General features: G+C 43.4%; 12 protein-coding genes. 11 read left to right on the forward strand and 1 reads right to left on the reverse strand.

Features of this window, described 5'->3' with window-relative positions; all coding sequences use genetic code 11:
- Nucleotides 1-166: 166 nt before the first annotated feature.
- Genes thiC through thiH form a run of 6 tightly spaced genes read left to right on the forward strand, consistent with a single transcriptional unit; the run spans nt 167 to nt 6,813 of the window.
- Entirely contained in the window at nt 167-2,131 is a 1,965-nt protein-coding gene (thiC, locus tag Q4567_RS11435; RefSeq protein WP_216049038.1) for a phosphomethylpyrimidine synthase ThiC, read from the forward strand.
- Between the two features lie 3 nt (nt 2,132-2,134).
- Entirely contained in the window at nt 2,135-3,835 is a 1,701-nt protein-coding gene (gene thiE / locus Q4567_RS11440; RefSeq protein WP_303500474.1) for a thiamine phosphate synthase, read from the forward strand.
- A complete protein-coding gene (locus Q4567_RS11445; RefSeq protein WP_303500476.1) occupies nt 3,835-4,725 on the forward strand; it encodes a HesA/MoeB/ThiF family protein in 891 nt (296 codons plus the stop codon). Before thiE ends, Q4567_RS11445 begins: the two co-directional genes overlap by 1 nt.
- A complete protein-coding gene (gene thiS / locus Q4567_RS11450; protein WP_216049035.1) occupies nt 4,722-4,937 on the forward strand; it encodes a sulfur carrier protein ThiS in 216 nt (71 codons plus the stop codon). The genes Q4567_RS11445 and thiS overlap by 4 nt, the downstream gene beginning before the upstream one ends.
- Nucleotides 4,938-4,940: 3 nt before the next feature.
- On the forward strand, nt 4,941-5,711 hold the full coding sequence (locus tag Q4567_RS11455) for a thiazole synthase (protein ID WP_303500477.1): 771 nt from the start codon (nt 4,941-4,943) through the stop codon (nt 5,709-5,711).
- The gene (thiH, locus tag Q4567_RS11460; RefSeq protein WP_303500479.1) at nt 5,698-6,813 is read left to right on the forward strand and encodes a 2-iminoacetate synthase ThiH; all 1,116 of its coding nucleotides are present in this window, start codon (nt 5,698-5,700) and stop codon (nt 6,811-6,813) included. Before Q4567_RS11455 ends, thiH begins: the two co-directional genes overlap by 14 nt.
- A gap of 393 nt (nt 6,814-7,206) precedes the next feature.
- Here the strand turns inward: thiH and mutH are convergent, their stop codons facing one another.
- The gene (gene mutH / locus Q4567_RS11465) at nt 7,207-7,890 is read right to left on the reverse strand and encodes a DNA mismatch repair endonuclease MutH (RefSeq protein WP_303500498.1); all 684 of its coding nucleotides are present in this window, start codon (nt 7,888-7,890) and stop codon (nt 7,207-7,209) included.
- 129 nt (nt 7,891-8,019) lie between these two features.
- Here mutH and rppH point away from each other — a divergent pair, with 129 nt between their 5' ends.
- The 5 genes from rppH to Q4567_RS11490 are packed head-to-tail and all read left to right on the forward strand — an operon-like array spanning nt 8,020 to nt 13,317.
- Entirely contained in the window at nt 8,020-8,541 is a 522-nt protein-coding gene (gene rppH, locus Q4567_RS11470; RefSeq protein ID WP_216049032.1) for an RNA pyrophosphohydrolase, read from the forward strand.
- A 13-nt stretch (nt 8,542-8,554) separates the two neighbouring features.
- Entirely contained in the window at nt 8,555-10,843 is a 2,289-nt protein-coding gene (gene ptsP, locus Q4567_RS11475) for a phosphoenolpyruvate--protein phosphotransferase (protein WP_216049031.1), read from the forward strand.
- Complete coding sequence (locus Q4567_RS11480) at nt 10,844-11,644, forward strand: sulfite exporter TauE/SafE family protein (protein ID WP_216049030.1); 801 nt, start codon at nt 10,844-10,846, stop codon at nt 11,642-11,644.
- 8 nt (nt 11,645-11,652) lie between these two features.
- Complete coding sequence (lgt, locus tag Q4567_RS11485; RefSeq protein ID WP_216049029.1) at nt 11,653-12,483, forward strand: prolipoprotein diacylglyceryl transferase; 831 nt, start codon at nt 11,653-11,655, stop codon at nt 12,481-12,483.
- Complete coding sequence (locus Q4567_RS11490) at nt 12,484-13,317, forward strand: thymidylate synthase (protein WP_216049028.1); 834 nt, start codon at nt 12,484-12,486, stop codon at nt 13,315-13,317.
- Nucleotides 13,318-13,321 lie beyond the last annotated feature (4 nt).

Below are 13,321 nucleotides of genomic sequence, written 5' to 3' on the forward strand. Positions count from 1 at the left end.
ATTAAGGCGCTTTTATTGCGGCTTAATCTTACCGCTTATTTTGCCAATTGGGGGGCTATTCTAGGTTGTTAGACGCAATCTGCCCTTATTAAGATAATTGGCGCTTTTCAACACCAAACCTCTCCAGACAAGCAACTTCATTTTTTAACAATATGAGAGATTGCTAATGTCAAATCGTCGTCAAACTCGCGCTAATGCGAAACAATTTATAGATAACTTTACACCTTTTTCCTACCCCAATTCGAACAAAATATATTTATCAGGCAAGCAACACGATATTCGTGTGGGTATGCGCGCAATAACACAAACAGATACGATTTTAGGTGGTAGTAAAGAGGCCCCTATCACCCAACAAAATCCGGATATTCTGGTGTATGACTGCACAGGGCCCTATTCGGATCCTAAGGCTCAAATCAATTTACACCAAGGTTTAAACAAACTGCGTCGCGACTGGATCCTGCAACGGCAAGACGTTGAACAGTTAAAGCAAGTCAGCTCTGAGTTCAGTCAAGAGCGCATCGCCGACGATGGTTTCGAGCACTTGAGGTTCAACCGCTCAGTGAAACCATTAAAAGCCAAATCTGGCAAACGTGTAACTCAAATGCACTATGCCAAAGCGGGAATCATTACTCCAGAAATGGAATATATTGCAATCCGTGAAAATATGGCCAGAGAAGATGTAACAGACCCTGTTTTGCGTCAAAAAGCCCAAGGTAATGCCTTCGGTGCTCTAGTGGGACAACCTATCACCGCAGAATTTGTGCGCCAAGAAGTAGCACGAGGACGTGCCATTATCCCAGCCAATATTAACCATCCTGAATCCGAACCTATGATCATTGGACGTAATTTTTTAGTTAAAGTGAATGCCAATATTGGAAACTCTGCGGTTACTTCTTCCATCGAAGAAGAAGTTGAAAAATTAGTTTGGTCAACACGCTGGGGAGCTGACACAGTAATGGACTTATCCACGGGACGCTATATCCACGAAACCCGTGAATGGATTATTCGTAATTCCCCTGTCCCTATTGGCACAGTTCCTATTTACCAAGCGCTGGAAAAAGTAAATGGCGTGGCCGAAGACCTCACATGGGAAGTCTTCCGTGACACATTGATAGAACAGGCTGAGCAAGGAGTAGACTACTTTACTATCCACGCTGGGGTATTGCTGCGTTACGTACCAATGACCGCGAAGCGCTTGACGGGCATAGTGTCACGGGGCGGTTCGATTATGGCGAAATGGTGTTTATTCCATCACCAAGAAAGCTTTTTATATGAGCATTTTCAGGAAATCTGCGAAATATGCGCCGCCTATGATGTCTCTCTGTCATTAGGCGATGGTATGCGCCCTGGGTGTATCGCCGATGCTAACGATGAAGCACAATTTTCCGAGTTAGAAACCTTAGGAGAGTTAGTCAAAATAGCTTGGCAATATGACGTGCAAACCATAGTTGAAGGCCCAGGCCACATTCCAATGCAATTGATCAAACAGAACATGGACAAACAATTGCAAATTTGTAGCGAAGCGCCTTTTTATACCCTTGGCCCGCAAACAACCGACATAGCTCCAGGCTACGATCACTTTACCTCTGGCATTGGCGCAGCGATGATAGGTTGGTATGGGGTGGCCATGTTGTGTTATGTCACTCCTAAAGAGCATTTAGGGTTACCCAATAAGGAAGATGTTAAACAGGGTTTGATTGCCTATAAAATTGCTGCTCATGCGGCTGATGTGGCCAAGGGCCACTTAGGCGCACAGATCCGCGACAATGCGCTATCGAAAGCTCGTTTCGAATTCCGTTGGGAAGACCAATACAACCTTGGTTTAGATCCCGATACTGCAAGACGTTATCACGACGAAAGCTTACCCCAAGAGTCTGCCAAGGTGGCACATTTTTGTTCCATGTGCGGGCCTAAATTCTGCTCCATGAAAATTACTCAAGACGTGCGCGAATATGCCGCCAAACAACAAGTTCAGATAGAGCAAGATGCCTCACGTTTGCAATTGAGCAAAGCTGGATTGAGTCCGCAGGAAATAGCATCTGCAATGCTTCAAAAATCGAAAGAATTTAAAGCCCAAGGTGCTCAGGTCTATACCCCCATCAATGAACAAACCGTTCGGGAGTCTGAATAAATCATGGGTGTTTATGTAAGCACGAGCAATGTAAGCACGAACATCGACTCGAATAAGTTGCAGTCTACTACTCGCCCCATTGTTTGGTCTATTGCTGGCTCAGATAGTGGCGGTGGCGCTGGCATTCAGGCTGATAGTCTAACCATTAACGACTTGGGAGGGCATGCATGCACAGTTGTGAGTGCCATCACCGCTCAAAACTCACAACACGTTCAAGGGATCACCGCTACCCAAACAGCCATGCTCATAAAGCAACTGGATTGCTTATTGGAAGATATTCCTCCGGCGGCAATTAAGATTGGTATGTTAGCCAACGCTGAGCAAATTCGATGTATCAGTGAATGGCTTGCCAGCAAGTTGGCATCCTATGAACAAACCAATAATTTGCAAATTCCAGTGATTTGGGATCCTGTGATGGTATCTACTAGCGGTCAAACTTTATCAAGGTATAAGCAACCAAGTTCGTACTCCGCTTATTTGCAACTGGCAAAATACGTTACTCTGATAACCCCTAATCGATATGAGTTAGGCGTATTACTGGAACTAAGCCAGTTACCTAATCACGCTCAACAGGAGGAACTAACAAATCTCGACAATCTCGCCAACTTTCTTGGCTGTAACATACTGTACACCGGTGGAGACGTTCGAAATAGTGAGTCACATAACGCCGCTTTAGCAATCAGTGCAACAAAAGAAAGTGCTTTGTACAGTAGCGCTTTAGATCACGGCAGTGCAATTGATTGGTTAGCGGCTAAAGCGATTCCATTTACCTCACCTGAGCACCAACATCAGCGAATTGGCTTTAGTAGCCCTCGTGTCGTAACCCAACATAATCACGGCACCGGCTGTACCTTATCCAGCGCCATAGCCACGGCCATGGCCGTTGGCTATCCATTATTAGATGCGATTGTGGTTGCCAAAGCATATGTGCATCAAGGACTAACCTATGCATACCCGGTAGGCAAAGGACCGGGAGTTTTAGCGCGTAAAGGCTGGCCGCAAAATCTGGAGCACTTTGCCAAGATCATTGTGCCTAAATATCCAAACATAAACCAAGCCAATGAGCTTAGTTTTGCCAACGTCCAGCAGCCCTTGCAGGTCTATCCAGTGACCCAGTCCATAAATATACTCAAAGACGTATTAAAAGGCGGGGCACGGACCGTGCAATTACGTTTGAAAAACTCATCTAGTGTTGTTTACTCTGAACAGCAACTTGAACAGGCCATACAAGCGGCAGTTGCGTTAGGTCGGCAATATCAAGCGCAGGTATTTATTAATGACCATTGGCAATTGGCGATTAAACATGGGGCATTTGGCGTGCATTTGGGCCAAGAAGATTTATTGCAAGCAGACTTGTCGCAAATCGCAGAGGCCGGTTTAGCATTGGGATTGTCCTCCCATGGATATTTTGAATTGTTGCTGGCGCAACAAATGTCGCCCAGTTATTTGGCCATCGGCCATATCTTTAGCACGCCAACCAAATCAATGCCTTCTCAACCTCAAGGACTGAATAAACTTGAAAAGTATTGCACCTTGATGGGTGATCGCATGCCCCTTGTCGCCATTGGTGGCATAGATCACACTAACCTTTGTGCATTAAAACAAACTCAAGTGGCCGACGTCGCCGTTGTGCGTGCCATCGAAAAAGCAAGTGAGCCAGGAAAAAGCTGGCAAAAACTACAACAAATATGGCAGGCAATGTGATGACAAACAAAAACATAAACGTCAGCACAAACAAAGATACGACTGATACCTTGAGCGACAATCAGTTTATTCAATATTACCGACAAATATTATTGTCTCAAGTTGGCGAGCATGGTCAGCAGAATTTGCTCAATCAACATGTTATCGTGGTGGGTATGGGGGGACTAGGCTGTCATGTCAGCCAGCAATTAAGTGCTGCGGGAATCAGGCATCTTTACCTCATTGATGACGATGTGGTTGAATTGTCGAACCTGCCTAGACAAATTCTGTTTGATGCGAGCTCCATTGGCACACATAAAGTCATTTGTGCGGCTGAAAAAATCACCGCAATGAATCGTGATACACAAGTACGTTATTACTGTCAAAAGTTTACCCAAACCTTTGCTCAGCATTTATTGCATAACAATGTTGACCTGCAACAAGCCCACCAAACTGGTCAGTTAAGCATACTTGATTGTTCAGACAACATGCCCACGCGGCAATTAATTAATGCTTGGTGTGCAGCTCACTTTATCCCGTTGATTAGCGCATCAGTAGCAGTTTTTTCCGGTCAACTATTGGTGATTGATGGCCAAGTCGCCCCTCAAAGAGGCTGTTACAACTGCTTTTTCACCAGCAATTCAAGCACCCAAGGCTGTGCTAATTTAGGGGTACTTGGTCCTAGTGTTGGCATCATGGCCAGTATGCAGGCGCTGGCGACTATCAAACATATGTTAAAGCTTGATACAGAGCTTAAATATATGCACATTTTTGATGGCTTACAACTAAGCTGGCGTCAGCTAATTCGTCACCGAGATCCACATTGTAAAACCTGTGGACATTGGCCTAAGCGCCCACAAAATCAACTTTCCCCGCCGCTTCAAACCACTCAATGCGAGGTAACCTTATGATCAACCTTTATCTAAATGAACGCCCTTTACAGGTCGAAAAAAATAGTAATTTACAACAGGTTTTAGAGCTTGGTATGCCATCACTTGCTGCTAAATTAGACAACATTGCGGCAGTTCACAATCAACATTTGGTGCCGCAAAGCCAGTGGCAGATAACTATCTGTCATGAAAATGATCACATTGAAATATTTAGCGCTGTGGCGGGAGGCTGAGGAATGTTAACAATAGCAGGACAGCGTTTTTCTTCGCGTTTATTTAGTGGCACCGGAAAATTTTCCAGTAGTCAGGTGATGTTAGATGCATTGCACGCATCAGGAACAGAGTTAGTCACTCTGGCGATGAAACGTATTGATTTAAAACATGGCACCGACAATCTAATAGAACCCTTAACAAAGATGGGAGTGAAGTTATTACCCAATACATCAGGGGCCAGAAATGCACAAGAAGCTATTTTTGCCGCTCAACTTGCCCGTGAGGTCTTACACACCCACTGGATAAAATTGGAAATTCACCCAGATCCCAAATATTTAATGCCCGATCCCATAGAAACCTTAAAAGCCGCAGAAACCTTGGTGAAACAGGGGTTTGTTGTGATGCCTTACGTACACGCAGACCCCGTGTTGTGTCGGCGTCTAGAGGAAGTTGGTTGTGCAGCTGTAATGCCACTAGCAAGTCCCATTGGTAGTAATCAAGGTTTACTGACCAAAGCATTCTTACAGATCATTATTGAACAAGCTAAAGTACCTGTAGTCATCGATGCAGGCCTAGGTAGTCCTTCAGATGCCACTGCGGCAATGGAAATGGGCGCCGATGCCGTATTAGTTAATACCGCGATTGCTTCAAGCCAACAACCTGTCACTATCGCCCAGTGTTTTCGTCACGCCGTTATCACTGGACGCAAAACTTATCATGCGGGGTTAGCACGGGTTTCGAACCAAGCCAGCCACACCAGTCCATTAACGGGGTTTTTAAATGAGCTTTGTTGATATATATAAACAATTAGATTTAACCGCCTTACAACTGGCGTTACATAGCGCCACCACCAGAGATGTTGAGCGAGCATTGCAACATCCAAGGGGAAATCTTCATGCTTTAATGGTGTTATTGTCGCCAGCAGCCACTCCCTATCTGGAACAAATGGCGCAGCAAGCCAAAGCAATTACCTTACAACGCTTTGGTCATAATATTCAGCTGTTTGCGCCCATGTATCTGTCTAACTTGTGTGCAAATGAATGCGATTACTGTGGTTTTACCCTAAGCAATAAAATCAAACGAAAAGTGTTATCTACCCAAGAGATAGCGCAAGAAATCAATATTCTTAAAGATCGCGGTTTCGATTCTCTATTGTTGGTTACAGGAGAGCATGAAAGTAAAGTAGGCATAGACTATTTCGCGCAGGTATTACCTCAATGTAAAAGTCAATTCAGCCATGTCTCAATAGAAGTGCAACCTTTGCAAACCGAGCAATACAAACAACTAGTTGGCCTAGGATTAGATGGAGTCTTGCTGTACCAAGAAACCTATCACCCCGTTACCTACGCAAAACATCATACTCGAGGCAAAAAGTCGGATTTTTTGTACCGTTTAGACAGTCCGGATAGAGTCGCTCAGGGGAATGTGGATAAAATTGGCTTAGGGGTGTTGTTAGGCTTAGACGACTGGCGTGTCGACGCACTACTAATGGGGCATCATCTAGCTTATCTAGAAAACCGCTATTGGCGCAGTAAATATAGTATTTCATTGCCACGGTTACGACCTTGTACGGGGGGAATTGAGGCTAAAATGCCAATATCCGACACAGGACTAGTTCAATTAGTCTGTGCATTTAGATTATTCAGTGAAACTTTAGAAATCAGCTTATCCACCCGTGAAACAAAGCAATTTCGAAATAATCTCATGCCACTGGGCATTACCCATATGAGTGCCGGTAGTTCTACTGCGCCCGGTGGTTATGGGAAACCAGCGGATCAATTAGAACAGTTTGATATCAGCGATGAACGCTCGGTAAGGGAAGTTGCCGAGACTATAAAAAACAACGGATATACCCCGGTTTATAAAGATTGGCAAGGAGACTGGATTGCGACTTAGTCAGTTAAGCGACAGGGATTCAAGCTGGCTAAGTTCATTCTCCAATTGGTAAATAAGCGGTTATTAAGGCAGGCATTGTTGCTAATGACATCCTAAACAACTATTTCAGTTGTTGTAGCACAAACTAAGTATGCAGACCATGCAGCCTTAGTTTGGAGAAACTGGCAGCTAAATGAGTGACTGGTCTTGGAATAGTATGGCTCTTATTTTAAGACTAAACACTGAAACGGATTCATCGCCGAAAAAGCGAATGTACTTGCGGAACTGATACTGGAGAAACAGACTGCTGATATACAAACCGGTTATTAATTTTTTGAATTGTCAGTTATTTTCACTGTTTGTGTAAAAAAACGGACACTTTTTTGAGGGAATCAAAATATCGTTATCGCTTTTTCAGTCTATGTCTGAAAACGCGTTTATTAATATTTGGTGGGTGAACTGTTTACGCAAATAAAAGCCTCTTGGCCGGGTTCTTATTATTGTTCCTTGGGCGCCTACTGCTTCTGTTAGCGCTTTTCCATCTGCAGCTTTGGGGCGAATTTGTAATGCCTGTCCATGTTTTGCAGTGATGTTTTCCACCTCACCTAATACAATCATATCCATTAATTCTTCCCAATCTTGCTTAAGCAAGTCTAATTGAGCGAGGCTTGGTTGCCAAAGAACTGGGGAGGCTACTCTTCGTTCTGCGGGCATTAACTCTCGACTGCCTTCGACAGGCACCCATAAAACACAATTAAGCTTATTTCTTACGTTGCTGGTTTCCCAAGTAATACCGGAAACATTTAGCAAATGCGCAAAACAAACATAGGTAGTTTCTAGGGGCATTCCCATTGAATCTATGGGTAAGGTTTTTAACTCTACCCCTAAATCCGGAAAATCTTGCTCAGGATTGGAACCAGCGTGTGCCCCCAAAAATAGTTCTAATAACTGTCCAGTCCAACCTTTATCACGTTTGAAATTGGCTGGTACTTGAACATTCGCGTACTTAGCTAACTCTCCTAAAGTCAGGCCCGCTAGTGCTTGAGCGCGAGAAACGAGTTCTTCGATTGTGTCTGGTGGGGCGGTAGCTGGTGTGATCAAGATGAACCTTACCTCAATATTATTTATTACCACTTAACATAGTTGGCGATGATATTTCTTTGCTTGACCCTTAGTTTATGGAAGAATGGCAAAATATTAAAGAAATCAATCCCCCCGGGAGTCAAAGTGATTGATGCCGAAGGATTCCGCGCGAATGTCGGTATAGTGATTTGCAATAGAATGGGGCAAGTATTTTGGGCAAAACGCTATGGACAACATTCATGGCAGTTTCCACAAGGCGGAATAGATCAAGGTGAAACTGCTGAACAGGCTATGTATCGAGAGTTAAATGAGGAAGTTGGACTAAAACCAGAAAACGTAAAAATACTCGGAGTTACCAAAAATTGGGTTAGATATAAATTACCCAAGAGGCTGATTAGGCAAGGTACTAATCCAGTTTGCATCGGGCAAAAACAGAAATGGTTTTTGTTGCAATTAGAGTGCAAAGAATCAGATGTCGATGTGTTAAGTTCAGGGCATCCTGAATTTGATGATTGGCGTTGGGTTAGTTTTTGGTATCCAGTAAGAAACGTTGTTTCATTTAAACGAGATGTGTATCGACGAGTAATGAAAGAGTTTGTGTCTTTTGCGATGCCTATTTACAGCAAAAACACGCAGCCTCAACGCAACCGAAGGCGACGGAGATAGTTTTAAAAGGCCCATGATAACTAGCTTAAAACGGATAGTTCAGGAAGTCAGTAAAATCCCCGTACTGGAGGAGGCGCTGAAGCACCTGACTAGCAGCATTAAAGAAGCTATTGGCGTGGACTCTTGCTCGGTTTACCTTGCTAACTACGAAAAACAACATTTTATGCTGATGGCAACTGATGGTCTCGATTCTGCGGCTGTCGGTAAAGTGGCAATTGGCTTTTCCGAGGGCTTGATTGGTTTAATCGGTCAACGTGAAGAGCCGTTAAATATTCTTGATGCTCAGTCGCACCCGCGCTTCAAACACTATCCCGAAGTCAAAGAAGAAAAATATCACGCGTTTCTTGGAACTCCCATAATACATCAACGAAAAGTCTTGGGTGTTCTTACGTTACAACAGAAAAAGAAACGCCGTTTCAGTGAAGATGAAGAAGCCTTTTTAGTTACCCTTTCTACGCAAATTGCGTTAGAAATCGTGCATGCAGAAACCCGTGGTTTTCTGTCTTTTATGGACGACAATAATCGAGATAAATGGCAACGAAAAATATCCGGTGTGCCTGGCTCTGCCGGCTTGGGAATGGGGATTGGTTTTGTACCTCACTTTAAAGTCAGTCTGTCCAGTCATGTTGCCAAACGATCAGACAACAAAGAGCTAGAAATCGCTCGCTATCGTGAGGCGGTGAATGTTACACGTAGCCAAGTCGAGGAGCTATCTTCACGGATTGAGGGACAAGTCCCCAGTGATGTTCAGGCTATTTTCCAAATTTACAGTCACCTTTTAGACGCCAATAGTCTTGGTCATGAGGTAGAAGCACGGATTAAAGACGGCTGGGATGCTGCCAGTTCACTAAAATATATCATTGAAAATTACATTCAACAGTTTCGCAACATGAGCGATCCTTACATGCAAGAGCGAGCTGTTGATATTGAAGATCTTTCCAACCGTATATTGGCTAATATATTGGGAGGTGACAGCCCAGATCAGCGACCACTGGATGTCAATCAAAATGCGATTTTGGTTGCTGATGAAGTTACCGCGCCTATGCTTGCTGAATTTTCTACAATGAAGTTATGCGGCATTATATCTGTGCGAGGTTCTAGCAACTCTCACGCCGCTATTTTGGCTCGAGCAATGGGTTTACCTGCGGTGATGGGGTTATCTGATGCGCCACTTTCTTTACTCGATGGTAAAAAATTGTTGGTCGACGGTTACTCTGGTGAAGTCATCGTTTCGCCCTCAGAAAGTGTTCGACAAGAATTCAATATATTGGTTAACGAAGAGCAAGAACTCTCTGACCGTATTCTGGAGAAAGCTCATCTTCCCTGTGTTACTGAGGATAACTACCCTGTATCTCTGTTTATCAACGCTGGTCTTTCGGCGGAGATGGAGAACACCAATTTCACTTATGGTGAAGGAGTTGGCCTGTATCGCACCGAAGTGCCTTTTATGTTGCGAGAGCGTTTTCCGTCTGAACAAGAGCAGATGACCTTATACCGGGAAATGCTCGAATCTGCTCCAGATAAACCCATTACTATGCGTACCTTGGATGTTGGGGGAGATAAGCCTCTGCCCTATTTCCCGATCAGTGAAGAAAATCCATTTTTGGGCTGGCGTGGAGTTAGACTGACCCTTGATCATCCGGAAATTTTTCTGGTTCAGATACGCGCTATGCTGCGCGCAAATATTGGCTTGGGTAACCTGCAAATCATGTTACCAATGGTCACGTCCGTTTCAGAAGTTAACGAATCTAAACGCTTAATCAAGCAAGCTTACCATGAAGTATCAGAAGAAATTTTAGACACTGGTACTGTATTAGAGATGCCTAAAATTGGGGTGATGCTGGAAGTCCCTGCAGTTATTTATCAAATTCCACAATTGGCTAAAAAAGTCGATTTTTTCTCAGTTGGTAGCAATGATTTGACTCAGTATCTACTTGCTGTAGATCGCAATAACGCCCGTGTTTCAGGATTATACGACAGTTACCATCCAGCAGTACTGGCAGCGCTGTTGAGCATAGTAGAGCAGGCCAATGAGCATAATGTGCCTATTACTGTTTGCGGCGAATTAGCCGGCGAACCAGGTGGTATTATTTTATTGTTAGCCATGGGCTACAATAAATTCAGTATGAATAGTCACAACTTGTTGAAGATTAAATGGGTTGTTAGAAGCGTCACCGTAAAACAATCTAAAATATTATTACAAAGTGTTCTTGCTTGCGACGACCCTTTGGAAGTACGTGAACAGATTAATCAATATCTTGAGTCAATCGGGTTAGGCGGTTTAGTTCGAGCAGGTATTTAATTGTTTGAGATACCTACACTTTTTGCCGTTTATTTAGCGCTTGGAGCGGTTGTTGGTTTTCTAGCCGGTTTACTAGGAATCGGCGGCGGGCTGATTATTGTACCTGTATTGATGTATGTATTTGAACGACAGTTGGGCTTGCCCTTGTTACATGCATTGCCGATGGCCATAGCGACTTCCTTATCGACCATCATTCTAACGGGGTTATCCTCCACTCTATCCCATTTTAGGTTGCGTCATATCAACTCAAACATTGTCATCTGGTGTGCACTTGGTATCATTCTCGGCGCTTTGGCTGGTCCTCAGATAGCGGTGCGAATACCAGCCGAAAGTCTAAAACTAATCTTTGCTTTTATGGTCCTATTTATTGCCTTGCAAATGATTTTTTTAAAGCCGAAAAGTGTCAAAAGCGCAATTTCAAAGCCGATGTTAATCACTATTGGTTGTGTGACTGGGATTATTTCCGCGTTTATGGGCATTGGCGGCGGAGCAATCATGGTTCCTGCTTTGGTTTGGTTTCGAATTGATATTAAACAAGCCATTGGTTGTGCAGCTTTTTGTGGAATGGTCATTGCGATATTTGGTTCTTTTAGTTTTGTCTTGGCTGGTTGGGAAGTGCAAGATCTACCATCAGCTTCATTTGGTTATATTTATTTACCTGCGGTATTGGGCATTGTTATGACATCAATATTTACCGCTCAATTGGGGGCTAAAATTAGCCACCGTTTAAATACACAACGTTTAAAACAAATATTTGCGGCATTCTTGGTCATAGTTAGCCTGCAAATGTTTTTAGGATAATTGAAATTATGTCGCAAAGTTATTACACCCTCCCTGAAATTGATCCTGCTATTTTTAATTTGGGTTTCCTGAGTCCCAAGTGGTATGGAATGATGTATTTGGTCGGTTTTGTTGCAGCTTGGTGGTTAGCTAATCGTCGCCTTGCTCGCACAGGCTGGAGCAAAGAACAGCTTAGCGATATGTTATTTTGGGGATTTTTAGGGGTTATTATTGGTGGTCGCGTTGGCTACGTGATGTTTTATCAGTTTGCTTTGTTTATTGATAACCCTCTGTATCTGTTTAAAATTAATGAAGGTGGGATGTCGTTTCATGGCGGACTACTTGGCGTTTTAACGGCATTATGGCTCAGTGCTCGACGCTTAAAAGTGCCATTTTTAGTGGTGGGGGATTTTATCGCTCCGCTAGTCCCCATCGGCCTGGGCGCTGGGCGCATAGGCAATTTCATTAATTCTGAACTTTGGGGACGCACGACAGACGTGCCTTGGGCTATCATTTTTCCGAATGCGGGCAGTGAACCTCGTCACCCTTCGCAACTTTATGAATTTGCGCTTGAAGGGGTTTTGTTGTTTATTATTTTGTGGTTATATTCTAAAAAGCCGCGCCCAATCGGTGCTGTTAGTGGCATATTCTTATTAGGTTACGGTTGTTTCAGATTCTTTGTGGAGTTTTTCCGTCAATGGGATGGCCATTTAGACTTATATTTAGGTTTCCTCAGCCGTGGTCAAATGTTGTCATTGCCGATGATAATTGCCGGCGTATTAATGATTGTTTGGGCTTACAAACAAAACAAAATATACCAACCTCAAAGCACTAATCAAAAGAAAGGTAAGAAAGTTTAAATGCAGCAATATTTATCATTAATGCGCCATGTTTTAGAAAATGGCAGCAAAAAAGAAGATCGTACCGGTACTGGCACATTAAGTATCTTCGGCCATCAAATGCGCTTTAATCTGGCCGAAGGTTTTCCATTAATCACCACAAAAAAATGTCATATGCGCTCGATAATCCACGAATTATTGTGGTTTATAAAAGGTGAAACCAATATCGCCTATCTAAAGGATAACGGTGTTAGCATCTGGGATGAATGGGCCACGGATGAAGGTGAGCTTGGCCCAGTATATGGGAAACAATGGCGCAGTTGGCAAGGCACAGATGGCAAAGTAGTTGATCAACTTAGCGACCTGCTTGAACAAATAAAAAATAATCCTGATTCTCGTCGGTTATTGTTAAGTGCTTGGAACCCCACGGTATTGCCAGATAGCAAATTATCTCCTAAAGAGAACGCCAAACAAGGTAAACAGGCGCTTCCGCCATGCCATACTATGTTTCAGTTTTACGTCATTGATAACAAGTTGTCCTGTCAGCTTTATCAACGCAGCGGTGATATTTTTCTGGGCGTTCCTTTTAATATTGCTAGTTATGCTTTATTAACCATGATGGTTGCACAGGTGTGCGATTTAGAATTAGGTGATTTCATCCATACTTTTGGCGATGCTCACCTTTATACTAATCATCTGCAACAAGCTGAATTACAGTTAAGTAGAGAGCCTTTGCCATTGCCGAAAATGAAGCTGAATCCAAACATCAAAAGTTTGTTCGATTTTACGATTGATGATTTCGAATTAATCGACTATCAATGTTATCCACATATCAAAGCACCGGTCGCCATCTAATGAG

Source organism: Aliiglaciecola sp. 2_MG-2023 (assembly GCF_030548145.1).
Classification (GTDB): Bacteria; Pseudomonadota; Gammaproteobacteria; order Enterobacterales; family Alteromonadaceae; genus Aliiglaciecola; species Aliiglaciecola lipolytica_A.